The sequence below is a fragment of the Pseudomonas sp. AK181 genome (assembly GCF_051122975.1).
Taxonomy (GTDB): Bacteria; Pseudomonadota; Gammaproteobacteria; order Pseudomonadales; family Pseudomonadaceae; genus Aquipseudomonas; species Aquipseudomonas lactis.
The window spans coordinates 4,098,855-4,124,537 of sequence record NZ_CP146348.1 but is presented as its reverse complement, the minus strand read 5'-3'; the positions used below and the strand labels follow the sequence as shown (position 1 = coordinate 4,124,537).

The following is a 25,683-nucleotide window of genomic DNA, read 5'->3' as shown; positions in this document are numbered from 1 at the left end:
ATGTAGCGCCATACCATCAGCCTCACAAGCCAAAGGGTTATTGAAAAGCCCGGCGTATAGAAGCACCGCTGATGAGGACCGACTGATGGCCGGCAAAACGCTTTACGACAAGCTTTGGGATTCCCATGAAGTGAAACGTCGCGATGATGGATCGTCGCTGATCTATATCGACCGTCACATCATCCATGAAGTGACCTCGCCCCAAGCGTTCGAAGGCCTGCGACTGGCCGGGCGCAAGCCTTGGCGCGTCGACTCCATCATCGCCACGCCGGACCACAACGTGCCGACCACCCCTGAGCGCAAGGGCGGCATCGAAGCCATTGCTGACCAGGTCTCGCGGTTGCAGGTGCAGACCCTTGACGACTATTGCGACGAGTACGGCATCACCGAATTCAAGATGAACGACGTGCGCCAAGGCATCGTCCACGTCATCGGCCCGGAGCAGGGCGCCACCTTGCCGGGCATGACCGTGGTCTGCGGTGACTCCCATACCTCCACCCATGGTGCGTTCGGGGCTTTGGCCCACGGCATCGGTACTTCCGAGGTGGAGCACGTGTTTGCCACCCAGTGCCTGGTGGCCAAGAAAATGAAGAACATGCTGGTACGCGTCGAAGGCCAATTGCCGTTTGGCGTGACCGCCAAGGACATCGTGCTCGCCGTAATCGGCAAGATCGGCACTGCCGGTGGTAACGGCCATGCCATCGAGTTCGCCGGCAGTGCAATCCGCGACCTGTCCATTGAAGGCCGCATGACCATCTGCAACATGTCCATCGAAGCCGGTGCCCGCGTGGGCATGGTGGCGGCGGACGAAAAGACCGTCGAATACGTCAAGGGTCGCCCGTTCGCGCCGCAAGGCGCCGATTGGGATGCCGCGGTCGAAGCCTGGAAAGATCTGGTCTCCGACGCCGACGCGGTGTTCGACACCGTGGTCGAACTCGACGCTGCGCAGATCAAGCCACAAGTCAGCTGGGGCACTTCGCCGGAAATGGTCTTGGCCGTTGACCAGAACGTGCCGGACCCGGCCAAAGAGGCCGACCTGGTCAAGCGCGGCTCCATCGAGCGCGCCTTGAAATACATGGGGTTGACCGCTAATCAGGCGATCACCGATATCCAGTTGGACCGGGTGTTTATCGGCTCCTGCACCAACTCGCGGATCGAAGACCTGCGCGCCGCGGCAGTGATCGCCAAGGGCCGCAAGGTGGCCTCGACCATCAAACAAGCCATTGTGGTGCCAGGTTCCGGCCTGGTTAAAGCCCAGGCGGAAGCCGAAGGCCTGGACAAGATCTTCCTCGAAGCCGGTTTTGAATGGCGTGAGCCGGGCTGCTCGATGTGCCTGGCGATGAACCCGGACCGCCTGGAGTCAGGCGAGCATTGCGCGTCGACCTCCAACCGTAACTTCGAAGGGCGCCAAGGCGCGGGTGGGCGTACTCACCTGGTGAGCCCGGCCATGGCCGCCGCTGCTGCCGTCAACGGTCGTTTCATCGACGTTCGCGAATTGATCTGAGGAAAACCCGATGAGAGCTTTTACCCAACACACAGGCCTTGTAGCGCCGTTGGACCGTGCCAACGTAGACACCGACCAGATCATCCCAAAGCAATTCTTGAAGTCGATCAAGCGCACCGGTTTCGGCCCCAACCTGTTCGATGAGTGGCGCTATCTGGACGTGGGCTACGCCTACCAGGACAACTCCAAGCGCCCTCTGAACAAGGACTTTGTGCTCAACGCCGAGCGTTACCAAGGCGCCAGCGTGTTGCTGGCCCGGGAAAACTTCGGCTGCGGCTCCAGCCGCGAGCACGCGCCGTGGGCCCTGGAAGAGTACGGCTTTCGCAGCATCATCGCGCCGAGCTACGCCGATATCTTCTTCAACAACAGCTTCAAGAACGGCCTGTTGCCGATCATCTTGAGCGACGCAGAAGTGGACGAGTTGTTCCAGCAAGTGGAAGCCAATGTCGGCTACCAGTTGACCGTCGACCTGGCCGCACAAACCGTGACCCGCCCGGATGGCAAGGTGTACCACTTTGAGGTGGATGCCTTCCGTAAGCACTGCCTGATCAATGGCCTGGACGACATCGGCCTGACGTTGCAGGACGGTGATGCGATTGCTGCGTTTGAAGCCAAGCACCGGGCGAGCCAGCCCTGGTTGTTTCGCGATGCCTGATTTGCGGTAAACCGTGCGGGCCCCATCGCGGGCAAGCCCGACTCCCACATTGGAGTGCATTCCAACTGTGGGAGCTGGCTTGCCTGCGATAGCGCCAGTGCAACCACCACAAACCCAAGGAAAGCCACCATGACCACCCCCGCCCACACCCAAGTCGTGCAAAAACAATTCGGCGAGCAAGCCTCGGCCTACCTGAGCAGCGCCGTACACGCCCAAGGCACCGAATTCGCTGTGCTGCAGGCCGAGCTGGCCGGGCAGGGCGCTGCGCGACTGCTGGACTTAGGCTGCGGTGCCGGTCATGTCAGCTTCCACGTGGCGCCTCTGGTCAAAGAGGTGGTGGCCTACGACCTGTCCCAGCCTATGCTCGACGTGGTGGCTGCCGCCGCCAAAGACCGCAACCTGGACAACATCCGCACCGTGCACGGCGCCGCCGAGCGCCTGCCGTTCGCCGATGGCGAATTCGACTTCGTGTTCAGCCGTTATTCGGCCCATCACTGGAGCGACCTCGGCCTGGCCCTGCGTGAAGTGCGCCGTGTGCTCAAGCCGGGTGGCGTGGCGGCATTTGTGGATGTCTTGTCACCGGGCAGCCCGCTGTTGGACACTTACCTGCAAACCGTCGAAGTGCTGCGCGACACCAGCCATGTACGTGACTATTCCGGCGCCGAGTGGATGCGCCAGTTGAGTGAGGCCGGCCTGCACGTACGCAACAGCAGCCGCCAGCGCTTGCGCCTGGAGTACACCTCGTGGGTTGAGCGCATGCGCACGCCAGAGGTACTGCGGGCAGCAATCCTTGAGCTGCAAAAGGCGATGGGCCAGGAAGTACGCGATTATTACGAAGTTCAAGCCGACGGCACCTTCAGCACCGATGTGCTGGTGGTCTTCGCCGAACGCTGATTGATTTTTCCCGACCTGCCCACGGGCGGGTCGCTTGATGAAATGAGGAACGCATGAGCAAGCAGATTCTGATTCTCCCTGGCGACGGTATTGGTCCGGAAATCATGGCCGAAGCGGTCAAGGTCCTTGAGCTTGCCAACAGCAAGTACAGCCTGGGCTTCGAGCTGAGCCACGACGTGATCGGCGGCGCTGCCATCGACAAGCACGGCGTGCCGCTGGCTGACGAGACCCTCGACCGCGCCCGGGCTGCCGATGCGGTACTGCTCGGCGCCGTGGGTGGGCCGAAATGGGACAAGATCGAGCGTGACATCCGCCCTGAGCGCGGCCTGCTGAAAATTCGTGCGCAACTGGGCCTGTTCGGCAACCTGCGCCCGGCCATTCTCTACCCGCAACTGGCCGACGCGTCGAGCCTCAAGCCGGAAGTGGTAGCGGGCCTGGATATCCTCATCGTGCGCGAGCTGACCGGCGGTATCTACTTCGGCTCGCCACGGGGCGTGCGCGAGTTGGAAAATGGCGAACGCCAGGCCTACGACACGCTGCCGTACAGTGAGAGCGAAATCCGCCGTATCGCCCGTGTCGGTTTCGACATGGCGCGCGTGCGCGGTAAAAAAGTCTGCTCGGTGGATAAAGCCAACGTGCTGGCTTCAAGCCAACTGTGGCGTGAAATCGTCGAAGAAGTCGCCAAGGATTACCCGGACGTCGAACTGAGCCACATGTACGTCGACAATGCCGCCATGCAACTGGTGCGCGCGCCCAAGCAGTTCGACGTGATCGTCACCGACAACCTGTTCGGCGACATCCTGTCCGACCAAGCGTCGATGCTCACCGGTTCCATCGGCATGCTGCCGTCGGCGTCCCTGGATACCAACAACAAAGGCATGTACGAGCCGTGCCATGGTTCGGCGCCAGACATCGCGGGGCAGGGCATTGCCAACCCGTTGGCGACCATTTTGTCGGTGTCGATGATGCTGCGTTACAGCTTCAATCTGGGCGACGCGGCGGACGCCATCGAGAAGGCCGTCAGCCTGGTGCTGGATCAGGGCCTGCGTACTGGCGATATCTGGTCCCAGGGTTGCACCAAGGTCGGGACGCAAGAAATGGGCGACGCAGTAGTCGCCGCGCTGCGGAATCTGTAATCTCTCGGGCCCGCTTGCAGTTGTTGCTGCAAGGCGGCCCACTTTTTAACAAGGTGTAGTTGCGATGAAACGTGTAGGTCTGATCGGTTGGCGCGGTATGGTCGGTTCCGTGCTCATGCAGCGGATGCTGGAAGAGCAGGATTTCGATCTTATTGAGCCGGTGTTTTTCACCACTTCGAACGTAGGTGGCCAAGGGCCGTCCGTGGGCAAGGATATTGCCCCGCTCAAGGATGCCTACAGCATTGAAGAGTTGAAGAGCCTCGACGTGATCCTGACCTGCCAGGGTGGCGACTACACCAGCGAAGTCTTCCCCAAGCTGCGCGAAGCCGGCTGGCAGGGTTACTGGATCGACGCCGCCTCGAGCCTGCGCATGCAGGACGACGCAGTGATCATCCTCGACCCGGTCAACCGCAAGGTCATCGACCAGCAACTGGACGCTGGCACCAAGAACTACGTAGGCGGCAACTGCACCGTCAGCCTGATGCTGATGGGCCTGGGCGGTCTGTTCGAAGCCGGCCTGGTGGAGTGGATGAGCGCCATGACCTATCAGGCGGCCTCCGGCGCCGGCGCGCAGAACATGCGTGAACTGATCAAGCAGATGGGCGCGACCCACGCCGCTGTCGCCGATCAACTGGCTGACCCGGCCAGCGCGATCCTCGACATCGACCGCCGTGTGGCCGAGGCCATGCGCAGCGACGCTTACCCGACCGAGAACTTTGGCGTTCCATTGGCCGGTAGCTTGATCCCCTGGATCGACAAGGAACTGCCTAACGGCCAGAGCCGTGAAGAGTGGAAGGCCCAGGCCGAAACCAACAAGATCCTGGGTCGCTTCAAGAACCCAATCCCGGTGGATGGTATCTGCGTGCGCATTGGCGCCATGCGTTGCCACAGCCAGGCGCTGACCATCAAGCTGAACAAAGACGTGCCGATCGCCGATATCGAAGGGCTGATCAGCCAGCACAACCCTTGGGTCAAGCTGGTGCCGAACAACCGCGATATCAGCATGCAGGAGCTGAGCCCGACCAAGGTCACCGGCACCCTGAATGTACCGGTGGGCCGTCTGCGCAAGCTGAACATGGGCAGTCAGTTCCTCGGCGCGTTCACCGTCGGCGACCAACTGCTGTGGGGCGCGGCTGAGCCGTTGCGTCGCATGTTGCGGATTTTGCTGGAGCGTTGATCGCTTGAGGCAATAACAGAAACCCGCGTTCTGGTGACAGGCGCGGGTTTTTTGTTGCCTTTGTGATCATTCCCACGCTCTGCGTGGGAATGCAGCTCTGGACGCTCTGCGTCTGCTTTAGAGGCGTGACGCGGAGCGTCACAGGAGGCGTTCCCACGCAGAGCGTGGGAACGATCAGGGGGGCTGTAATTGCCTCACCCTCTACCACCCGGTAAAGTGCCGCTCCCCCGTAATGCCCGAGGCAATCCCATGACCCAGACCTTTGAAATCGCCGTGATCGGCGCCACCGGTACCGTTGGCGAAACCCTGGTGCAGATTCTCGAAGAGCTGGAGTTCCCGGTGGGCACCTTGTACCTGCTGGCGGGCAGCAACTCGGCGGGGGCTTCGGTGCCGTTTCGGGGCAAGAATGTGCGGGTCAAAGAAGTCGACACGTTTGACTTCAGCAAGGTGCAGTTGGCGTTCTTCGCCGCAGGCCCAGCGGTGACCCTGAGTTTCGCCCCGCGTGCCACCGCCGCTGGCTGCGCTGTGATCGACTTGTCTGGCGCATTGCCCGCCGAGCAGGCCCCCCAAGTGGTACCCCAGGCCAACGCCCATGTGCTGGACGGGTTGAAAAAGCCTTTCCAGCTCGGCAGCCCGAGCCCCTGTGCCACCTACCTTGCGGTGGTGCTGGCGCCGTTGCGCGGTGTGGTGGACATCCAGCGCGTGAGCGTCACCGCCAACCTGGCAATCTCTGCCCAGGGCCGCGAGGCCGTCAGCGAGTTGGCGCGCCAGACCGCCGAACTGTTGAACGTGCGCCCGTTGGAGCCCGCGTTCTTCGATCGGCAAGTGGCGTTCAACCTGCTGGCGCAAGTCGGCACGCCGGACGCCCAAGGTCATACCGCCCTGGAGAAACGTCTCGTACACGAACTGCGTGCTGTGCTGGAAACACCTTTACTAAAGATTTCCGCCACCTGCGTTCAAGCCCCGGTGTTTTTCGGCGATAGCCTGACTGTGTCGCTGCAACTGGCCGCGCCGGTCGACTTGGCCGCGGTGAACCGCGCCCTCGACGCTGCGCCGGGTATCGAGCTGGTGGAGGAGGGTGATTACCCCACGGCCGTAGGCGATGCCGTTGGCCAGGACGTGGTGTACGTAGGGCGAGTTCGCGCCGGTATCGACGACCCGGCGGAACTAAATCTTTGGCTGACGTCAGATAACGTACGCAAAGGCTCGGCCCTGAACGCCGTGGAGCTGGCGCAGTTGTTGATAAAAGGCCTTGTGTAAAAGATACTTGGCGGCAATTTGTAGATTGATTCTAGCCAGGCGCTATGCTTGGTCCCAAGTGAAACACAAGCGCGTCGGTGACCTATCGGCTCGCCATGCCTAATGGCAGCGGTTACCAACCTTCTCGCAGAGCGGGAAGTGTTCAAACAAAGGATGAGGCTATGGTTCAAGTTCGCAAACTGGTGTTAGCAATAGCGGCCGCCTCGGCGCTGTCCTCCGGTATGGCGCAGGCGCTGCAACTTGGGGAGATGACCCTCAAGTCGAAGTTGAACCAGCCGCTGTCGGTGGAAATCGAGTTGCGCGATGTGGGCGGCCTCACGGCGTCCGAGATCACCCCAAGCCTGGCGTCTGCCCAGGCCTTTGTGGATGCGGGTGTCGACCGCCAGGCGTTCCTCGATGACCTGACGTTCACCCCGGTGATCAACCCCGAAGGTCGCAGCGTGGTGCGCGTGACCTCCAGCAAGCCGCTGCCCGATTCCTACGTGCGCTTCCTCATGCAGGTGCAATGGCCCAATGGCCGTTTGATGCGTGACTACAGCGTGCTGCTCGATCCGGCCAAGTTCGACCAGCCGGCCCCGACGGCGAGCGCGCCGGCCAGTACCGCGCCAGCCAGTACCGCACCTGCCGCCAGCACGCCTGCCCAGCACACCACCACGTCCCGCGACACCTTGTGGGAAATTGCCGCAAAGAACCGCAATGGCGCCTCGGTCCAGCAAACGATGCTGGCCATCCAGGCGCTTAACCCGGATGCCTTTCTTGACGGCAATATCAACCGCCTGAAAACCGGCCAGGTCCTGCGCCTGCCGGACGCTACGCAAAGTACCGCCCTGGCGCAGCCGCAAGCGATTGCCGAAGTGAGCGCGCAGAACGCCGCCTGGCGCCAGGGCCGCCGTGGCCCTCAGAGCCAAGTGGCCGGCAAGCCACAGTTGGACGCGACCAAGCGCACCCAGACCGGCAATGCGCCGTCGAGCACCCAGGCCAAGGACAACTTGAGCCTGGTGTCGGCAGAGGCCGCCAAAAAAGGCGCTAAGGGTACCGTCGGTGACAGCCGCGCCCTGAGCGACAAGCTGGCGATGACCCAGGAAGAGCTCGACACCACGCGGCGCGACAACGAAGAACTGAAAAGCCGTGCCGCCGACTTGCAAAGCCAGTTGGACAAGCTGCAAAAGCTGATCCAACTGAAGAATGACCAGTTGGCTCGTTTGCAGGCGCAAACGGGTGAACCACAGACCGCCGCGATGCCCGCGCAGTTGCCGGGTGAACCTGCAGCCGAGCCGGCGGCTCCCGCTGCAACACCCGCGCCAGCGCCTGAACCGGTTAAGCCAGCTGCCGCGCCGGCCAGCACTGAAGGCAAGTTCAACGACCTGCTGACCAATCCGATTGTGCTCGGCATCCTTGGCGGTGCGGCCCTGTTGGTGGTGTTGCTGCTTCTGCTGCTGTGGGCTCGCCATCGCAATGCTCGCCGTGAAGAAGAGAAACATCTGCGCATGGCGCGGGCGTTGGCCGAAGAGCCTGAGTTCGTTTCCAATATCGATCAAGACCTGCCGCCTGATAGCTTCGAGGGCCTTGAAGTACCGCCGCCGAGCGTCAAGCTCGACACCGCAACGCCGCCAGCTCCCGCGCCTGCACCGGTGGTTGAGACGGTTGTGGCACCGACGGTCGCCTCCGTGCTGGCGCCGTTGGCGGTTGCCGTGGCTCAGGAAAACTCCAGCGACGCCCTGGCCCAGGCCCAGTCCCATATCGACCGTGGCCACCTGAACCAGGCGGCGGATGTGCTTGAACAAGCCATCAAGCGCGAGCCCAAGCGCAGTGACCTGCGTTTGAAGCTGATGGAAGTCTATGGCCTGCAGAACAACAAGGACGGGTTCGTCACTCAGGAGCGCCAGTTGGTGGCCAACGGTGAGAACCATGCCCAGGTCGAGCAGCTCAAGGCGCGCTTCCCGGCCATGGCCGTGTTGGCGGCGGGTGTCAGTGCTGCAGTGGCTGCTGCGGCCCTGGATGCGCAATACGTCAAGGACCTGCTCGACGACAAGCCGGCCCCCGCCCCGCAGGCAGATACCTTTGACACCGATTTCGACCTGAGCCTGGATGACCTGGAAGCCGCCTCACCGGCCGAAATCGCGCAAGACCAGCAAACCTTTGAGTCGCTGCTCAAACAACAGACCGAGTCCAAGGCCGATGCGCCAGACCTGTCGGACTTTGACCTGGACCTGCAGTTGGACCCGCCCGCGTCGCAATCCGATGACGACTTCCTGTCGGGCCTGGAAGGGCAGATCAAGGATGTCCCGCCGGTAGAGCCGCCGACCCTGACGCCGGCTGCGCTGGACGAATTCGACCTGCCGGAAGATTTTGACCTGTCGCTGGCGGATGAGCCGAGCGCGCCTGCGGCCAAGCCCGATGCCTTCGCTTCGGAGCTGGACGACGTCAATGCTGAACTGGATCGTTTGTCTCAGAGCCTGGAACATCCGCCGATCGAGCCTTCCTTCACGGCTGAAGATGCCGCGCTGGGTGCTGAGGATGAGCCGGAGTTCGACTTCCTCTCCGGCACCGATGAAGTGGCCACCAAGCTCGACCTGGCCCAGGCCTACATCGACATGGGTGATACCGATGGCGCGAAAGACATCCTGTCCGAAGTGCTGACCGAAGGCGACGAAGGTCAGCGTGGCGAAGCCAAGGAAATGCTCGGCCGAATCTAACGGCCGACGCAGAAAATGTGGGAGCGGGCTTGCTCGCGAATGCGCTGGTTCAGTTGCTGATGTGCTGGATGATACGGCGCATTCGCGAGCAAGCCCGCTCCCACATTTAAAGTCCACTCATGCACCCTGACGCCCTATAATGCCCGCCTTTGCGCAACTCATCAGGCTCACAGTTCTTGGCAAATATAGATAACGCGGCTGCCGAAATGGCGGCCGCAGGCTTTTACCGCATCGCCCTGGGCGTGGAATACAAAGGCTCGCGCTATCGCGGCTGGCAGCGTCAGGCCTCCGGGGTGCTGACGGTGCAGGAAACCCTGGAAAATGCCCTGTCCAAAGTCGCCAACTCGCCGGTGTCGCTGATGTGTGCCGGGCGTACCGACGCTGGCGTACACGCATGTGGCCAAGTGGTGCACTTCGACACCCAGGCCGAGCGTTCAATGAAGGCGTGGGTGATGGGGGCTAATATCAATTTGCCCCATGACGTCAGCGTCAGCTGGGCCAAGGTCATGCCGGCGCATTTTCACGCGCGTTTCAAGGCTATCGCCCGGCGTTACCGCTACGTGATCTATAACGATCAGATCCGCCCGGCGCACCTCAATGAAGAGATCACCTGGAACCACCGCCCGCTGGATGCCGAACGCATGGCCGAAGCCGCGCAGCATCTGGTGGGGGTGCATGACTTCAGCGCCTTCCGTGCCGGGCAGTGCCAGGCCAAGTCGCCGATCAAGGAAGTCCACCACCTGCGGGTGACGCGCCACGGCAAGATGATTGTGCTGGATATCCGCGCCGGGGCCTTCCTGCATCACATGGTGCGCAACATCGCTGGGGTGCTGATGACCATCGGCACCGGTGAGCGCCCGGTGGAGTGGGCCAAGGAAGTGCTGGAAAGCCGCATCCGCCGCACTGGCGGGGTTACGGCACATCCGTTCGGCCTGTATCTGGTGGATGTGGAGTACCGCGACGAGTTCGAACTGCCGGAACGCTTTATCGGGCCGCACTTCCTCACTGGTTTCAGCGAACTTGGCGGCTGACGCCCGGAAAAGCTTTTGTTACCATCCGGGACTTTCTCGGTCCAACCCTGAGGTTCCTACGACATGTCAGCCGTTCGCAGCAAGATTTGCGGGATTACCCGCATAGAAGACGCGCTGGCGGCAGTCGAAGCGGGGGCGGATGCCATCGGCCTGGTGTTTTATGCCAAGAGCCCACGGGCGGTGAATGTGCTGCAGGCGCGGGCGATTATCGCTGCGTTGCCGCCCTTCGTGACCACCGTAGGGTTGTTCGTCAACGCCAGCCGCTGTGAGCTCAACGAAACCCTGGATGCGGTGCCGCTGGATATGCTGCAGTTTCACGGCGACGAGTCGCCCGAGGAATGCGAAAGCTATCAGCGCCCGTACATTAAGGCGTTGCGGGTCAAGGCTGGGGACGATATCGCCGCAGCCTGCGCCGCCTATACCGGCGCTCGCGGGGTTCTGCTGGACACCTACGTCGAAGGCGTACCCGGTGGTACCGGCGAGGCGTTCGACTGGTCGCTGATTCCGGAGGGGTTGAGCAAGCCAGTTATTCTCGCGGGTGGGCTCACCCCTGGGAATGTCCAGGCGGCCATCGAGCAGGTCCGGCCGTATGCCGTGGACGTCAGCGGCGGGGTGGAGCAGGGCAAGGGGATCAAGGACCCGAGCAAGATTCGCGCGTTCATGCAGGCCGTGCGCAACAGCAGGGGTGGGATGTGACGGCTGGCAGTCTGCCGCCGTCCATAACTACCACTGTGTAAAACAGCCCGGCGCCGCCTGTGGGTGGCCCGGAAACGAAGTGGCAACCCTGCGCTGGCAGGTTGTCTGGAAGGCTGAGGATACGGGCGGGAAATGGCAGGTCCAACGTCTGACCCCGTCCCGCCTGTGTCATCGCCACATATGAATTTAGCTCAAGGGCATACGCGGGGCTGTGTTCAAGCCACCGGTACTGGAGAAAAGAAAGCATGAGCAACTGGTTAGTAGACAAACTGATCCCTTCGATCATGCGTTCCGAGGTGAAGAAAAGCTCGGTTCCTGAAGGTCTGTGGCACAAATGCCCATCCTGCGACGCGGTGCTGTATCGCCCGGAGCTGGAAAAGACCCTGGACGTTTGCCCCAAGTGCAACCACCACATGCGTATTGGCGCACGCGCCCGTATCGACATCTTCCTGGATGCCGACGGCCGTAATGAACTGGGCGCCGACCTGGAGCCGGTTGACCGTCTCAAGTTCCGCGACAGCAAGAAGTACAAGGACCGTCTGGTTGGCGCGCAGAAGCAGACCGGCGAGAAAGACGCGCTGATTTCGGTCAGCGGCAAGCTGCTGGGCATGCCAGTGGTGGTCTCGGCCTTCGAATTCTCCTTCATGGGCGGCTCCATGGGCGCCATCGTCGGTGAGCGCTTTGTTCGCGCTGCCAACTATGCCCTGGAAAACCGTTGCCCGATGATCTGCTTCGCCGCCTCCGGTGGTGCGCGTATGCAGGAAGCCCTGATTTCCCTGATGCAAATGGCCAAGACCTCGGCGGTACTGGCGCGTCTGCGTGAAGAAGGCATCCCGTTCATCTCCGTGCTGACCGACCCGGTCTACGGCGGCGTATCCGCCAGCCTGGCAATGTTGGGCGATGTGATCGTTGGCGAGCCTAAAGCGCTGATCGGCTTTGCCGGCCCACGCGTGATCGAGCAGACCGTGCGGGAAAAACTGCCGGAAGGCTTCCAGCGCAGCGAGTTCCTGCTGGAACACGGTGCAATCGACCTGATCATCCCGCGTGGCGAGCTGCGCCCGCGCCTGGGCAGCCTGCTCGCGCAAATGATGGGCCTGCCGACGCCTGTGTACATCGCGCCTAAGGTCGAGCCGATCGTCGTGCCGCCGGTGCCTGCAAACCTATGACCCAACGAACCCTGGGCGAATGGCTCGCCTACCTTGAGCAGTTGCATCCGTCCGCCATCGACATGGGCCTGGAGCGCTCGCAACAGGTAGCGGCCCGCCTCGGGTTGGGCAGGCCGGCACCGCGTGTGATCACGGTGACCGGCACCAACGGCAAAGGCTCCACCTGTGCTTTTGTCGCCGCGCTGTTGCAGGCCCAGGGCCTCAAAGTCGGCGTGTACAGCTCGCCGCACCTGTTGCGCTACAACGAGCGGGTGCAACTCAATGGCGTAGAAGCCACTGATGCCCAGCTGTGCGAAGCCTTCGCGGCCCTGGAGGCCGGGCGTGGCGACATTTCCCTGACCTATTTCGAGATGGGCACCTTGGCGGCGTTCTGGCTGTTCGAGCGTGCGCAACTGGATGTGGTCGTGCTGGAAGTCGGTCTCGGCGGGCGCCTGGATACGGTCAACGTGGTGGATGCCGACCTGGCCCTGGTGACCAGCATTGGTGTCGATCATGCTGACTACCTGGGCAATACCCGTGAATCGGTGTCTTTTGAAAAGGCCGGGATCTTCCGCCAGGGCCGTCCGGCGCTGTGCGGTGACCTGGGCCCGCCGCAACCCTTGCTCGACAAGGCGCGTGAGCTCAATTGCCCGTTCTACCTGCGCGGTCGCGAATTCACTTTGGACATCGGCGACACCCATTGGCAATGGCGTGGGCAGGATGCACGTGGCCAACGGGTAGAGCTGCTTGATTTGCCGTTGCTGAACCTGCCGATGGAAAATGCCGCGCTCACGCTGCAAGCCTATTTGCTGCTGGACCTGCCGTGGGATGCCGCGCAGATCGCCGCGACCCTGCTGGCAACCAAAGTGGTGGGGCGCCTGGATCGCCGAACCTTCGACTGGCAAGGCAAGCGCCTGAGCCTGATGTTGGATGTAGGCCACAACCCCCATGCTGCGCAGTACCTGGCTCAGCGTCTGGCGCGTACGCCGCCGGTGGGGCGTCGCCTGGCGGTGTTCGGGTTGTTGGTCGACAAGGACCTGGACGGCGTGGTTGCGCCGCTGCTGGGCAGTGTCCAGTCTTGGGCCGTTGCGCCGCTGGATACGCCACGCAGCCGTCCTGCGGTTGAGTTGGAAACTGCCTTGCAGAACCTTGACGCGCCGGTGACGTCGTATGCAAGCGTCACTGCAGCCCTGGAGGCGCAGTGTGCGGTAGCGACGGCCGAGGACGAAATCCTGTTGTTCGGATCATTTTATTGTGTTGCCGAGGCGCTTGAATGGCTGGCCCGGCGCTCCACGGAGGAAGCTGCACATGGCATTACTGGATAGCGCATACAAGCAGCGAATGGTCGGGGCCCTGGTGCTGGTGGCGTTGGCGGTAATCTTTCTGCCGATGTTGTTTTCCCGTCAGGACGAACAGCGCCAGGTGGTGGTTGAAGCCCCCGCCGCGCCCCAGGCACCTGTGGTGCCGCAGGTTCAGGTCGAGCCGGTGGTGGTGCCTGAGCCCCAGGCGTTGCCGCAAGAGCCTGTGCCCACCGATGAGGAGGTTGCCGCGCAAGAGGCGCCTTCGATGCCGGTGCAGCCAAGTGTCCCGGTGGTCAAGCCGACCCCGGCACCGGCCGTTGCTGCCAAGCCGGCCGCACCGGCACCAGCGCCCAAACCGGTAGCGCCGCAGCCTGCGGCACCGGGCAAGCCGGATGTGGGCCAGAGCCGCATCGACCCTAATGGCCTGCCGATCAGTTGGTCGATCCAACTGGCCAGCCTGGCCAATCGCGAAAGTGCCGACGCCCTGCAGAAAAAGCTGCGTGCCCAAGGCTATAACGCTTATATCCGCAGCGCCGACGGCAAGAACCGTGTGTTTGTCGGGCCGCTGATCGAGCGTGCCGAGGCAGATCGCCTGCGCGACTTGTTGGGTCGCCAGCAGAACCTCAACGGGTTCGTGGTACGTTTCCAGCCCGAGCGCGGCTGAACAACCGCCGGCTTTGGCTGGCAATAAGGTCTGAATGTGGGAGCTGGCTTGCCTGCGATCCAGTCAACTCGGTGATTCAGGTACACCGAGTCGATACCTTCGCAGGCAAGCCAGCTCCCACAGTCGACCGCGCCCGGCCACACACTCCACGATGCGAAGCGAGCCGCTCTTGATCTGCTTTTGATCTTAGGCGCCCCGTTAAACCACGCTGGCCGGAATTCGACAGGGATTTGGGAGGTAAACCGGCAGGGATGCCGGTTTAGCCGCCCCGCGCCATGGATGGCGCGTGGCGGCGGCCCCCCAAATCACTGGCGGATTACGGGCACACCGAGCCTAGGCGAGGTGCCGAGTGGTGGGGCAAGAAGCGTTTTGCTTACTTTTGCGCTTTTCAAAAGTGAGCCGCTGTCAGAGCGGAACCCTAGGTGGCCGTTGCCGCAGGAATGGATATGTACTCGCTATAACAGCGTCGGCTGTCAGGTCGCATTCGCGAGCAAGCCCGCTCCCACAGTTGGATCGTGGGGTGTCTGGTAGATAGGCGTTGGCTCTCAGGCCGCCATCGCAGGCAAGCCAGCTCCCACATTTTGATCGGGGTGCGTCAGCTAGATCAGCGTCAGCTGTCAGTTCGTCACGGGAGCAAGCTCCCTCGCCACAGGTTTAGCCTCGGGCCTAAACTGTGTAGATACCGCTCCCTCATTGGTTTGTGCCGGGGTTGAAATACGATCGCCCCGTCACAATCTATTGATTTGCAAAGCACCCGCAATCACCGCTTACCGATAGCCCGGCGCTCTGCTAAAATGCGCCGCCTTATCCGTACGTAGGCTGCACTGTGCCATTTACCTGGGTTGATTGGGCGATCGTTGCAATCGTCGCCATCTCCGCTTTGATCAGTCTGAGCCGCGGCTTCGTAAAAGAAGCACTGTCGTTGCTGACCTGGATCATCGCAGGAGTCGTAGCCTGGATGTTCGGTGGTTCACTGTCGGTCTACCTGGCCGGGTACATAGAGACACCTTCGGCTCGCGTCATCGCGGGCTGCGCCATCATGTTCATCGCCACGCTGTTGGTGGGGGCAATGGTCAATTATCTTATTGGCGAGTTGATACGTGTCACCGGCCTCTCCGGGACCGATCGATTTCTCGGCATGGCCTTCGGGGCTGCGCGTGGCGCGCTGCTGGTGGTCGTGGCGGTCGGGCTGTTGAGCCTGGGGCCGGTACAGCAGGATTCGTGGTGGCAGGAGTCGGTACTCGTGCCAAAATTTCTATTGGTTGCAGACTGGTCCAAGAACCTCATATTGGGGTGGAGCAGTCAGTGGCTGGCCAGCGGAATCAGCGTACCCGCTGATCTTCCGTTCAAGGAACACCTCTTACCGGCCAAAACGCCTCAGTAAGCTGTGTTCAGTCAAGATTCATTAAGTAGGGGTTGCGTCGCATGTGTGGCATCGTCGGTATCGTCGGTAAGTCGAACGTCAATCAGGCGCTGTATGACGCGCTAACCGTCCTCCAGCACCGCGGCCAGGACGCTGCCGGTATTGTGACCAGCCACGACGGCCGGTTATTCCTGCGCAAGGACAATGGCCTGGTGCGTGACGTGTTCCATCAGCGTCACATGCAGCGCCTCGTCGGGCACATGGGCATTGGCCATGTGCGTTACCCGACTGCCGGTAGCTCCACCTCGGCAGAAGCTCAACCGTTCTACGTCAACTCGCCTTACGGCATTACCTTGGCGCACAACGGTAACCTGACCAACGTTGAACAACTGGCCAAGGAGATCTACGAATCTGACCTGCGCCACGTCAACACCAGCTCCGATTCGGAAGTGCTGCTCAACGTGTTCGCTCACGAGCTGGCCCAGCGCGGCAAGCTGCAGCCGACCGAAGAAGACGTGTTCGCTGCCGTGATCGACGTGCACAACCGTTGCGTCGGTGGTTATGCGGTGGTGGCGATGATCACCGGTTATGGCATCGTTGGTTTCCGCGACCCCCATGGCATTCGCCCGATCGTGTTCGGCCAGCGTCACACCGACGAAGGCGTCGAGTACATGATCGCTTCCGAAAGCGTGTCTCTGGACGTGCTGGGCTTCACCCTGATCCGCGACCTGGCGCCGGGCGAGGCTGTCTACATCACTGAAGACGGCAAGCTGCACACCCGTCAGTGCGCCGTAGCCCCGAAACTTACCCCGTGCATCTTCGAACACGTCTACCTGGCGCGTCCGGATTCGATCATCGACGGCGTCTCGGTCTACAAGGCGCGCCTGCGCATGGGCGAGAAGCTGGCCGAGAAGATCCTGCGCGAGCGTCCCGAGCACGATATCGACGTGGTCATCCCGATCCCGGACACCAGCCGTACCGCCGCGCTGGAGCTGGCCAACCATCTGGGCGTCAAGTTCCGCGAAGGCTTCGTGAAGAACCGTTACATCGGCCGTACCTTCATCATGCCCGGCCAGGCGGCGCGCAAGAAGTCGGTACGCCAGAAGCTCAACGCCATCGAGCTTGAGTTCCGCGGCAAGAACGTGATGCTGGTGGATGACTCCATCGTGCGCGGCACCACCTGCAAACAGATCATCCAGATGGCCCGCGAAGCCGGGGCGAAGAACGTGTACTTCTGTTCCGCCGCGCCTGCGGTGCGTTACCCGAACGTGTACGGTATCGACATGCCGAGCGCCCATGAGCTGATCGCGCATAACCGTTCGACCCAGGACGTGGCCGACCTGATCGGCGCCGACTGGCTGATCTACCAGGACCTGCCAGACCTGATCGAAGCGGTTGGCGGTGGCAAGATCAAGATCGAGCAGTTCGACTGCGCCGTGTTTGACGGCAAGTACGTGACCGGCGATGTCGATGAAGCCTACCTGAACAAGATCGAGCAGGCGCGCAACGACTCGTCGAAGATCAAGACCCAGGCGGTCAGCGCGATCATCGATCTGTATAACAACTGAGTAAACACCGGCCCTGAGGGGCCGGTTTTGTATCTTAAATAAAGAATTGAATAAGGAGTCGCAGCATGAGTCAGGAATGGGATGCCGGTCGGTTGGACAGCGACCTCGATGGCGTAGCTTTCGATACCCTGGCTGTGCGCGCCGGCCAGCACCGTACCCCGGAAGGTGAGCACGGTGACCCGATGTTCTTCACCTCCAGCTACGTGTTCCGTACTGCCGCCGACGCCGCTGCGCGCTTTGCCGGCGAAGTGCCAGGCAACGTGTATTCGCGCTATACCAACCCGACCGTGCGTGCGTTTGAAGAGCGCATTGCGGCCCTGGAAGGTGCCGAGCAGGCCGTGGCGACTGCCACCGGCATGGCGGCCATCCTGGCCGTGGTGATGAGCCTGTGCAGCGCTGGCGACCATGTGCTGGTGTCGCGTAGCGTGTTCGGCTCGACCATCAGCCTGTTCGAGAAGTACTTCAAGCGTTTCGGTATTGAAGTGGACTACGTGCCCCTGGCGGACCTGTCCGGCTGGGAAGCGGCCATCAAGGCCAATACCAAGCTGTTGTTCGTCGAATCGCCGTCCAACCCGCTCGCTGAGCTGGTGGACATCGCCGCGCTGTCCGAAGTGGCGCATGCCAAGGGCGCGATGCTGGTGGTGGACAACTGCTTCTGCACCCCGGCCTTGCAGCAACCGCTGAAGCTGGGTGCGGACATCGTGGTGCACTCGGCAACCAAGTTTATCGACGGCCAGGGCCGTTGCATGGGCGGCGTGGTGGCCGGCCGCAGCGAGCAGATGAAGGAAGTAGTGGGCTTCCTGCGCACCGCCGGCCCGACCCTCAGCCCGTTCAACGCCTGGATCTTCCTCAAAGGCCTGGAAACCCTCAGCCTGCGCATGAAAGCCCATTGCGCCAATGCCCAGGCCCTGGCCGAGTGGCTGGAGCAGCAGGACGGTATCGAGAAGGTGCATTACGCCGGCCTCAAGAGCCATCCGCAACACGCATTGGCTCAGCGCCAGCAGCGTGGTTTCGGGGCGGTGGTGAGTTTTGAAGTGAAGGGCGGCAAAGACGGCGCCTGGCGCTTTATCGACGCGACGCGCTTGATCTCCATCACCGCCAACCTGGGTGACAGCAAAACCACCATCACCCACCCGAGCACCACCTCCCACGGGCGCCTGGCGCCGCAGGAGCGGGAAGCGGCCGGCATCCGCGACAGCCTGATCCGCATTGCGGTGGGCCTGGAAGACGTTGCTGACTTGCAGGCAGACCTGGCCCGCGGGCTGGCGGCCTTGTGATCGAGTGGTCCATGGAGGCCGCAGCGGCCAGTAACGGGCGTGTGGCGTTGGTGACGGGCGCGGCGCGGGGCATTGGCCTCGGGATTGCCGCGTGGCTGATCAGTGAAGGCTGGCAGGTGGTGTTGACCGACCTGGACCGCGAGCGCGGTGCCAAGGTGTCCAAGGTGCTGGGCGACAATGCCTGGTTTATCACCATGGACGTGGCCGACGAGAAACAAGTGGCCCAGGGTGTCGCCGAGGTGCTGGGGCAGTTCGGGCGCCTGGATGCGTTGGTGTGCAACGCGGCGGTGGCCGACCCGCGCAATATCACCCTGGAAAGCCTCGACCTGGCGTACTGGAATCGGGTGCTGGCGGTCAACCTCAGTGGGCCGATGCTGTTGGCCAAGCACTGCGCGCCTTACCTGCGTGCCCATGGCGGTGCCATCGTCAACCTGGCCTCGACCCGGGCGCGACAATCGGAGCCCGACACCGAAGCCTATGCGGCCAGCAAAGGTGGGTTGTTGGCCCTGACCCACGCCCTGGCCATGAGCCTGGGGCCCGAAGTGCGGGTCAATGCAGTCAGCCCTGGCTGGATCGACGCACGTGACCCGGCTGCGCGGCGTGCAGAGCCGCTCACCGACGCCGATCATGCCCAGCATCCGGCGGGCAGGGTGGGGACGGTGGAGGACGTGGCCGCGATGGTGGCCTGGTTGCTGTCACGCCAGGCCGGGTTCGTCACCGGGCAAGAGTTCGTGGTGGACGGCGGCATGAGCAAGAAGATGATTTACAGCGAGTAGGGCCGGTAGCCGTCTTGAAGTCATTTTTGTCTTTTTCAGAAAAACTTCAAGCAGGCTATTGACTTAGGTCCGCTACCTGCGTAAATTTCGCGGCCTCAACGAAGCAAAGGGTGATTAGCTCAGCTGGGAGAGCATCTGCCTTACAAGCAGAGGGTCGGCGGTTCGATCCCGTCATCACCCACCACTTCTTGAGAGTTTTGCCTTAGGGCAAGACGCAACGTTAAAGGTTGCACCGACGCGCAGCGGTAGTTCAGTCGGTTAGAATACCGGCCTGTCACGCCGGGGGTCGCGGGTTCGAGTCCCGTCCGCTGCGCCATATTTTCCAGGTTCGATAAGTCGGGCTTGAGATTGAACAGCCAAGGCTGATCGGTCAGATGTTTAAAGGTGGTTGAGGGTTCATGCTCAGCCAGCCAAGCGATACGCAGCGGTAGTTCAGTCGGTTAGAATACCGGCCTGTCACGCCGGGGGTCGCGGGTTCGAGTCCCGTCCGCTGCGCCATATCTGCCTCAAGGCCCACTGAACGCCTTGAAGCACAAGGAAAGCCACTGGCTCGCCTTGATCCGATAGCAAAGACCCTGGTCGAAAGACCGGGGTTTTTTGTGTCTGGGGTTTGAAAAAACCTTATCTTCTTCGCTACCACCCGCGCTCATTATCGGCAAACGGCCGACAGATCATTTCGATTCTGTCGGCCGTTTTGCGTTCTTGTGTCAAAAAATTTCAGTGTGGTTATTTGCCGCAGGCGTAGAAACCTTTAAAGTTAACCCTTCGGTCAACTTTGCACTGTCATCATGGCCTTTTGATTCGTCGAGAAAGGCTTCTGCAAGTCTCCAGATTCGGTGTACTTAACCATAAGGGCGGATTTATAACCGCTCAGAGGATGATCCATGTCCAACCGTGAAATAACCCGGCGCTCGTTCCTCCAGGGCGGGCTGGTGGCGGGTGTGAGTGTCACGCTCACGCCGCTCAGCACCCAGGCGCTGGCTGCCTTGATGGAAAACAGCGTGACCGTGCCGTCTGAAAAGTGGCTCGGCCATAACGGCAAGGCGCGCCAGCGTAACGATGCCTTGTCGAAAGTCTGCGGCAGCAAGGTGTTCGCCCGCGACATCCGTTCCAAGGACATGCCGGGCTGGCCCCAGCAGCAAGGCCACGCCATGTTGCTTAAAACCATCAAGGCCGACCACATCTACGCAGGCTACGACCTGTCGTGGCTTGGCGCCGAGCTGCAGCCGGACCGTATCGTCACCGCTGCCGACCTGGACAAGGACGGTATCGTCTTCCCGGAAGAACATGCGCCGGACCCTTTGCTGCCCGAGGGCAAAGTGCCGATGTTTATCGGCCACCCGGTGGCGATCCTGATCTGGAACGACTTCGAGCGTTTCCGCCAGGCCAAGAACAAGCTCAAGTTCAATGACAAGGCGATTCGTTACGGCGCCAAAGTGCCGTATTACGAAGGCGACCCCTACGGCAGCTTCCGCTATGTGCGCGTGGGTGGCGCGACCTCGGCCGATGAAGACGAATTCGCCAGCCTCAAGGATTCGATCCTGTTCCCGATGCTGAAAAACCGTCGCCCGGTGTGGAATTCCCAGCCGAACCTGCACGGCAACCTGACCGAGCGCGGGCTGTTCTACGCTGATCGCATGAAGAGCCAGATCAACACGCCGCCGGACAACTGGCTGGTGTTTGACGAGCGCTACAAAACCCCATCGATCGAACCGGCCGCCATGGAGCCGGACAACGGCAACGGTTGGTACGACCCGGCGACCAAGACCCTGCACTTTGTGGTGGCCACCCAGTGCCCATTGGAAGTCGCGACCGAGACCGCCAAGATGATCTCGCCGTCGCGCTTCGGCCTGGCCCACCTGAACATGCACCCGGGTTACACCGTGGGTTACGGTTCCAAAGACCACAACATTTTCGTCTACTACGCTGCCCTCGCTGCGTTGTATGGCGCTGGTGTGCCGGTGCGTCTGGCCAATGACCGTTACGAGCAATTCCAGAGCGGCATCAAGCGTCACCCGTTCGATATTCGCTATCAGTTGGCGGTCGACAAAAACGACCACAGCTTCAAAATCTTCCTCGCCGACATGAGCGTCGACGGCGGTGGCCGGATCAACTACAGCCCATCGGTGGCTGCGGTCGGCGCCACGGCGGCGCAATCGATCTACTACATGCCGCAGAACGACCTGCAAGTCACCGCGTACCATTCCCGTGGCGTTGAAGCCGGTTCGATGCGTGGCTACGGCACCCTGCAAAGCATGGCGGCGACCGAAATGATGGTCGACGAAATCGCCGGTCGCCTCGGTGTGGATGCTATTGAGCTGCGGCGCAAGAACGCACTGCGCTCGGGCATGAAAAACACCCAGGGCGCGATCCCTGCCGGTGCGTTGCGCCTGCACGAGATTCTCGACAAGGCCGCTGTGCACGACGTGTGGAAAAACCGCGACGCGATCAAGCAACAACGCGAAGCCGCTGACCCGGATAACTGGTATGGCGTGGGTTTCGCCATCTGCCAGAAAGACTTCGGCACCGGTTCCGAAGCGCCGATGGCCAGTGTCGAATTCAGCGCTGACGGTCGTATCAGCCTGCGCCACATCGGCATCGAAATCGGCACCGGCATGTCCACTTCGCAATCGCTGGTGGTCGCCGATTTCCTCGGCAGCCCGGCCCACGAAGTGAAGACTGGCGAAACAGAGTGGCAGGAAATGCAGCTGGTCACCGGCGGCAACCCTTACACCATGAGCCAGGCCGAGCAGGACAACCTGCTGCGCAACCCGCGTTGGGTGGGCAAGCTCGCGTCGGCGTCTTCGGCGACCAACTCGGCGTACTACTTCAGCCACGCCACCCGTGAAGCGGCGCGTGTGCTGTTCAACCACGGCCTGTGGCCAGCGGCGCTGGAGATCTGGCGCCAGGGCCCGTTCGGCGGCCAGGCCAACCCCTATGTGGTGCGACGCGAAGACGCACATTGGGTGGACGGCAAGCTCACCGCCAACGGCATGCAGCCGTTGAGCTTTGAAGAGTTGGCCAAGCGTGCTCACGAGCGCGGCCTGGTCACCGCTGCCACGGTCCACGGGTTCAACCGCTGGAGCTGGGCCGAAGCCGAATACAGCATCGACGGCGTGCGCGAGCGCCTGCCGCTCGATGGTCTGGCGGTGAAATACGGCGACGGCGCACCGAAAGCCAAGCAAGCGCTGATGAGCACTGCCGGTTTCCACCTGCTCGATCGACAGAACGTCAGCTATCCCGCCACTCAGTTGAACAACGCTGCGGTGACGTACTACAGCCCCGTCGCCACGTTGGTGGAGTTGAAGGTCAACAAGGGGTCGGCACAGGTCGAAGTGCTCAATCACCATTCGTGGATCGAGTGCGGGCGGGTGCTGGTTGAAGAGTTGGTCAAGGGCCAGCTCGAAGGCGGTGTGGCCATGGGCATCGGTCACGCCTTGATGGAAGAAATGCCGCTGTACGAAGGCGGGCCGGGGGAGGGTGACTGGAACTTCAACCGCTACCGCCTGCCAATGGCGCGTCACGTTGCCGTGTGGAAACAGACCTCGGAGATTCTGCCGGCGCTGTCGCCAAGCGACCCGTCCAAAGGTATCGCTGAAGTGGTGATGATCCCGATTGTCGGGGCCATTGGTAATGCGGTGGCGCACGCCATCGGTAAACGTGTTCGCGACCTGCCAATCACGGCTGCCCGCATCAAGGAGGCCCTCAATGGCTAACCGTCCGCTTCAACTGACCCTCAATGGTCAATCCGTCGGCCCGGTGGACATCCCTGATGACCTGCCGATGATCGACTACCTGCACGAGTACAAGAACCTCACTGGCTCGCGGCTGGGCTGCGGCCAGGGCATTTGCCACGCCTGCGTGGTGATCGTCGACAACCCGGATGGCACCAGCGAAGAAGTGCGCACCTGCATCACCGGCGCGCACTACTTTGAAGGCAAAAAAGTGCGCACCATCGAAGGCCACGCCAAGCGCGATGAGTCGGGCCAGGTCACTGAGCTGAACCCGATCCAGCAGCGCTTCGTGGATGAGTTCGCCTTTCAGTGCAGCTATTGCGCGCCGGGCTTCGTCAATGCGGCCACCGTGTTGGTGGAGAAACTGCAACGCCAGCCGACCGTGCACAGCAAGCTGGAACAAGTCATCGAGGACAGCCTCGGTCATCATGTCTGCCGTTGTACCGGGTACGTGCGTTATTACAACGCCACCCGCAACGTGCTGACCGATCTCGGCCTGGTCAAGGAGGGTTAAGCATGAAGCTTTTTCTGACCCGCCTGGCCTTGGCGGTTGGCCTGGCTGCGCCGGTATTGTTTGCCCATGCTGATGATCAAGCCAAGCGCGGCGAATACCTCGCCCGCGCCGCCGACTGCATGGCGTGCCACACGGCACCGGGCGGCGCGCCGTTTGCGGGCGGCCTGCCGATTGTCTCGCCGTTCGGCACCATCTATGGCACCAACATCACGCCAAGCAAAGAACACGGCATCGGCTTGTACAACGATGACGAGTTTTTCGCCGCCTTGACTGAAGGCAAGCGTCGCGATGGCGCGTACTTGTATCCGGCGATGCCTTACACCTCGTACCACCTGATGCCACGTGAAGACTCGGACGCGATTCATGCGTACCTCAAAACCATCGAGCCGATCGAGCGCGCAGCGCCGGTGACGAGCCTGAGCTTTCCGTTCAACGTGCGCCTGGGCCTGATGGGCTGGAACGTGCTGTACGGCAAAGCGCTGAAACTGGAACCGGCCCAAGGCAAGAGCGAAGCCTGGAAGCGCGGCCAGTACATGGTCGAAGTACTCGGCCACTGCGGCGAATGCCACACGCCACGCGGCCTGCCCGGCGCGATGGAGCTGGACAAGCGCCTGACTGGCGGCATCCTCAATGGCTATCTGGCGCCTAGCCTGCTCGCCACGGACCTGGCCGCACGCGGCTGGAACGAGCAGGACCTGGCTACGTTCCTCAAGCACGGCATGAGCGCCCAAGGCACGATGTTCAACGAGATGTTCCCGGTGTTCCATAACAGCACCCAGGGCCTGAGCGATACGGACCTGGCTGCGATGGCGACCTTCCTGCTCGGCGATAAACCGCCGGCAGCCAAGGCGCTGATCGAAGTGCCGGTGGACAAGCTCGGCCCGAGCGCTCAGCGCGGCCGCCAGGAGTACCTGAATGTTTGTGCCGGTTGCCACGCCGCGGGTGGTGAAGGCAAGCCGCACATCGCGGTGGCGATGCGCGGCAACACCACGCTGCGGCTGGAAGACCCGCGCAACCTGGTGCGGGTGATCGAGGACGGGATCGGCGAGCAGAAGTTCTCCGGGTTCGAACACATGCAACCGATGCCGGGCTTCGCTGGAAAACTCAGCTCGGAGCAACTCACCGATCTGATCAATTACCTGCGTCAAGGCTGGGGCGGGCAATCGGCGGAGCTGGCGGTGAGCGACGTGCAGAAGCTGCAGGCTGAGGCGCCGTCCATCGAGCACAAGGCGCACTGACATGCAGCATCTGGATCTGCAAGTGGTGCGACGGGCGCTGGAGTGGTCGCTGGCTGGGCAGCGCATCTGGCTCTGTACGGTGCTGGCCACCTACGGCTCGGCGCCGCGTGCGCCGGGTTCGCTGCTGGCGGTGAACGCCTCAGGGCAGTGGATCGGGTCGTTGTCGGGTGGTTGCGTCGAGGAAGACTTTCTCGAGCGTGTCGCCGACGGTGCGTTTCTCGATGCGGTCAACGTGGTGCGCTACGGCGCAGGGGACGATCCGCGCTCGCGGGTCAGCCTGCCCTGTGGCGGCATTCTCGATGTCTTGGTTGAGAGGTTCGAGCCAGGCTGCGAGGTGCAGGCGCACCTGCGTGGAGTGGAGTCGGCGCTGCTCGGGCAGCGCCGCTTGATTCGCGAGGTCGACCTGGGCAGCGGGGCGCGCAGCTTGCTCGTTGATCGCGAGCAGGGCGCGCGCATCGAGCGTGACAGTGACCGGGTGCGCATCCGCGTTGGTGCGGCTCAGCGTTTGTTGCTGGCCGGGTACTCCAGCGTGGCGCAGGCGTGTGCCGAGTTTGCGGTGGGCCTAGGGTTCGAAGTGATTCTCTGCGACCCCCGCGATGAAGTGCTGGAAGGCGTGGTGCTCAATGGCGTGGAGATTCGTCGCCAGTTGCCGTCGGTGTTTATTGCCGACGGTGGCTGTCACCGTGATACGGCGGTGGTGGCGCTGACCCATGACCCGCGTATCGACGATCTGGCGATGATGGAAGCGGTGCGTACCGACGCGTTCTACATTGGCGTGATGGGATCGTTGCAGACCTCGCAGAAGCGCTTTGAGCGACTGCGCCGCATTGGCGGGTTAGGGGAGGCTGAACTGGCGCGGATACACGCGCCCATCGGGCTTAACCTGGGCAGCAGGACGCCATCGGAAATCGCGCTGGCAGTATTGGCCGATATCGTACGGATTCGTAGCGGGATTGCTCGCGACCAGCTCTGAAGCACAGCCCTGTAGGAGCGAGCTTGCTCGCGAAAAACTTCAACGATAACGCGTTTATTCTGAATGAATGCGGCGGCTGTG

At 62.0% G+C, this 25,683-nt stretch carries 20 protein-coding genes and 3 tRNA genes; all 23 read left to right on the top strand.

Features of this window, described 5'->3' with window-relative positions; genetic code table 11:
* The first annotated feature begins 85 nt into the window (after positions 1-85).
* On the top strand, positions 86-1,504 hold the full coding sequence (gene leuC / locus V8689_RS18770) for a 3-isopropylmalate dehydratase large subunit (RefSeq protein WP_003192562.1): 1,419 nt from the start codon (positions 86-88) through the stop codon (positions 1,502-1,504).
* Positions 1,505-1,514: 10 nt separating this feature from the next.
* Positions 1,515-2,159, top strand: coding sequence for a 3-isopropylmalate dehydratase small subunit (leuD, locus tag V8689_RS18765; RefSeq protein ID WP_003192559.1), 645 nt, complete (start codon positions 1,515-1,517; stop codon positions 2,157-2,159).
* 129 nt (positions 2,160-2,288) lie between these two features.
* The gene (locus V8689_RS18760) at positions 2,289-3,053 is read left to right on the top strand and encodes a class I SAM-dependent methyltransferase (RefSeq protein ID WP_056785819.1); all 765 of its coding nucleotides are present in this window, start codon (positions 2,289-2,291) and stop codon (positions 3,051-3,053) included.
* Positions 3,054-3,106: 53 nt separating this feature from the next.
* Positions 3,107-4,189 carry a 3-isopropylmalate dehydrogenase gene (gene leuB, locus V8689_RS18755; RefSeq protein WP_003192555.1) on the top strand — a complete coding sequence of 361 codons (1,083 nt, stop codon included), beginning with the start codon at positions 3,107-3,109 and terminating at the stop codon, positions 4,187-4,189.
* Between the two features lie 64 nt (positions 4,190-4,253).
* Positions 4,254-5,366 carry an aspartate-semialdehyde dehydrogenase gene (asd, locus tag V8689_RS18750; RefSeq protein WP_003192554.1) on the top strand — a complete coding sequence of 371 codons (1,113 nt, stop codon included), beginning with the start codon at positions 4,254-4,256 and terminating at the stop codon, positions 5,364-5,366.
* Between the two features lie 249 nt (positions 5,367-5,615).
* Positions 5,616-6,626: an aspartate-semialdehyde dehydrogenase gene (locus V8689_RS18745; protein WP_056785816.1), complete on the top strand. Its 1,011-nt coding sequence runs from the start codon at positions 5,616-5,618 to the stop codon at positions 6,624-6,626.
* A 161-nt stretch (positions 6,627-6,787) separates the two neighbouring features.
* Complete coding sequence (locus tag V8689_RS18740) at positions 6,788-9,322, top strand: FimV/HubP family polar landmark protein (protein ID WP_056785813.1); 2,535 nt, start codon at positions 6,788-6,790, stop codon at positions 9,320-9,322.
* A gap of 206 nt (positions 9,323-9,528) precedes the next feature.
* A complete protein-coding gene (gene truA / locus V8689_RS18735; protein WP_003192549.1) occupies positions 9,529-10,353 on the top strand; it encodes a tRNA pseudouridine(38-40) synthase TruA in 825 nt (274 codons plus the stop codon).
* 63 nt (positions 10,354-10,416) lie between these two features.
* Positions 10,417-11,049 (top strand): phosphoribosylanthranilate isomerase, encoded by a 633-nt coding sequence (locus V8689_RS18730; protein WP_056785810.1) that lies wholly within the window; start codon positions 10,417-10,419, stop codon positions 11,047-11,049.
* 245 nt (positions 11,050-11,294) lie between these two features.
* Entirely contained in the window at positions 11,295-12,215 is a 921-nt protein-coding gene (gene accD / locus V8689_RS18725; RefSeq protein ID WP_003192545.1) for an acetyl-CoA carboxylase, carboxyltransferase subunit beta, read from the top strand.
* Complete coding sequence (gene folC / locus V8689_RS18720; RefSeq protein ID WP_434520580.1) at positions 12,212-13,519, top strand: bifunctional tetrahydrofolate synthase/dihydrofolate synthase; 1,308 nt, start codon at positions 12,212-12,214, stop codon at positions 13,517-13,519. The genes accD and folC overlap by 4 nt, the downstream gene beginning before the upstream one ends.
* Positions 13,503-14,159, top strand: a complete 657-nt coding sequence (locus tag V8689_RS18715) for an SPOR domain-containing protein (RefSeq protein WP_056785806.1) — start codon at positions 13,503-13,505, stop codon at positions 14,157-14,159. Before folC ends, V8689_RS18715 begins: the two co-directional genes overlap by 17 nt.
* A gap of 826 nt (positions 14,160-14,985) precedes the next feature.
* Positions 14,986-15,543 carry a CvpA family protein gene (locus tag V8689_RS18710; RefSeq protein ID WP_003192538.1) on the top strand — a complete coding sequence of 186 codons (558 nt, stop codon included), beginning with the start codon at positions 14,986-14,988 and terminating at the stop codon, positions 15,541-15,543.
* 41 nt (positions 15,544-15,584) lie between these two features.
* Positions 15,585-17,090, top strand: a complete 1,506-nt coding sequence (purF, locus tag V8689_RS18705) for an amidophosphoribosyltransferase (protein ID WP_003192537.1) — start codon at positions 15,585-15,587, stop codon at positions 17,088-17,090.
* Positions 17,091-17,155: 65 nt separating this feature from the next.
* Positions 17,156-18,367: an O-succinylhomoserine sulfhydrylase gene (locus tag V8689_RS18700; RefSeq protein ID WP_014719150.1), complete on the top strand. Its 1,212-nt coding sequence runs from the start codon at positions 17,156-17,158 to the stop codon at positions 18,365-18,367.
* Between the two features lie 11 nt (positions 18,368-18,378).
* The gene (locus tag V8689_RS18695; RefSeq protein ID WP_003192533.1) at positions 18,379-19,143 is read left to right on the top strand and encodes an SDR family oxidoreductase; all 765 of its coding nucleotides are present in this window, start codon (positions 18,379-18,381) and stop codon (positions 19,141-19,143) included.
* Between the two features lie 108 nt (positions 19,144-19,251).
* Positions 19,252-19,327 (top strand) — tRNA-Val (locus V8689_RS18690).
* Positions 19,328-19,382: 55 nt separating this feature from the next.
* Positions 19,383-19,459 (top strand) — tRNA-Asp (locus tag V8689_RS18685).
* A gap of 105 nt (positions 19,460-19,564) precedes the next feature.
* Positions 19,565-19,641, top strand: a tRNA-Asp gene (locus tag V8689_RS18680).
* A gap of 386 nt (positions 19,642-20,027) precedes the next feature.
* Entirely contained in the window at positions 20,028-22,859 is a 2,832-nt protein-coding gene (locus V8689_RS18675; protein ID WP_056785804.1) for a xanthine dehydrogenase family protein molybdopterin-binding subunit, read from the top strand.
* Positions 22,852-23,391, top strand: a complete 540-nt coding sequence (locus V8689_RS18670) for a (2Fe-2S)-binding protein (RefSeq protein ID WP_044275296.1) — start codon at positions 22,852-22,854, stop codon at positions 23,389-23,391. The genes V8689_RS18675 and V8689_RS18670 overlap by 8 nt, the downstream gene beginning before the upstream one ends.
* A gap of 2 nt (positions 23,392-23,393) precedes the next feature.
* A complete protein-coding gene (locus tag V8689_RS18665) occupies positions 23,394-24,629 on the top strand; it encodes a c-type cytochrome (protein WP_056785802.1) in 1,236 nt (411 codons plus the stop codon).
* Between the two features lies 1 nt (position 24,630).
* Positions 24,631-25,602, top strand: a complete 972-nt coding sequence (locus tag V8689_RS18660; RefSeq protein ID WP_056785799.1) for an XdhC family protein — start codon at positions 24,631-24,633, stop codon at positions 25,600-25,602.
* The last annotated feature ends 81 nt before the right edge of the window (positions 25,603-25,683 follow it).

Coding starts and splice junctions, on each gene's coding strand:
- leuC (WP_003192562.1), top strand. CDS start 86: ATGGCCGGCAAAACGCTTTACGACAAGCTTTGGGATTCCCATGAAGTG.
- leuD (WP_003192559.1), top strand. CDS start 1,515: ATGAGAGCTTTTACCCAACACACAGGCCTTGTAGCGCCGTTGGACCGT.
- V8689_RS18760 (WP_056785819.1), top strand. CDS start 2,289: ATGACCACCCCCGCCCACACCCAAGTCGTGCAAAAACAATTCGGCGAG.
- leuB (WP_003192555.1), top strand. CDS start 3,107: ATGAGCAAGCAGATTCTGATTCTCCCTGGCGACGGTATTGGTCCGGAA.
- asd (WP_003192554.1), top strand. CDS start 4,254: ATGAAACGTGTAGGTCTGATCGGTTGGCGCGGTATGGTCGGTTCCGTG.
- V8689_RS18745 (WP_056785816.1), top strand. CDS start 5,616: ATGACCCAGACCTTTGAAATCGCCGTGATCGGCGCCACCGGTACCGTT.
- V8689_RS18740 (WP_056785813.1), top strand. CDS start 6,788: ATGGTTCAAGTTCGCAAACTGGTGTTAGCAATAGCGGCCGCCTCGGCG.
- truA (WP_003192549.1), top strand. CDS start 9,529: ATGGCGGCCGCAGGCTTTTACCGCATCGCCCTGGGCGTGGAATACAAA.
- V8689_RS18730 (WP_056785810.1), top strand. CDS start 10,417: ATGTCAGCCGTTCGCAGCAAGATTTGCGGGATTACCCGCATAGAAGAC.
- accD (WP_003192545.1), top strand. CDS start 11,295: ATGAGCAACTGGTTAGTAGACAAACTGATCCCTTCGATCATGCGTTCC.
- folC (WP_434520580.1), top strand. CDS start 12,212: ATGACCCAACGAACCCTGGGCGAATGGCTCGCCTACCTTGAGCAGTTG.
- V8689_RS18715 (WP_056785806.1), top strand. CDS start 13,503: ATGGCATTACTGGATAGCGCATACAAGCAGCGAATGGTCGGGGCCCTG.
- purF (WP_003192537.1), top strand. CDS start 15,585: ATGTGTGGCATCGTCGGTATCGTCGGTAAGTCGAACGTCAATCAGGCG.
- V8689_RS18700 (WP_014719150.1), top strand. CDS start 17,156: ATGAGTCAGGAATGGGATGCCGGTCGGTTGGACAGCGACCTCGATGGC.
- V8689_RS18695 (WP_003192533.1), top strand. CDS start 18,379: ATGGAGGCCGCAGCGGCCAGTAACGGGCGTGTGGCGTTGGTGACGGGC.
- V8689_RS18675 (WP_056785804.1), top strand. CDS start 20,028: ATGTCCAACCGTGAAATAACCCGGCGCTCGTTCCTCCAGGGCGGGCTG.
- V8689_RS18670 (WP_044275296.1), top strand. CDS start 22,852: ATGGCTAACCGTCCGCTTCAACTGACCCTCAATGGTCAATCCGTCGGC.
- V8689_RS18665 (WP_056785802.1), top strand. CDS start 23,394: ATGAAGCTTTTTCTGACCCGCCTGGCCTTGGCGGTTGGCCTGGCTGCG.
- V8689_RS18660 (WP_056785799.1), top strand. CDS start 24,631: ATGCAGCATCTGGATCTGCAAGTGGTGCGACGGGCGCTGGAGTGGTCG.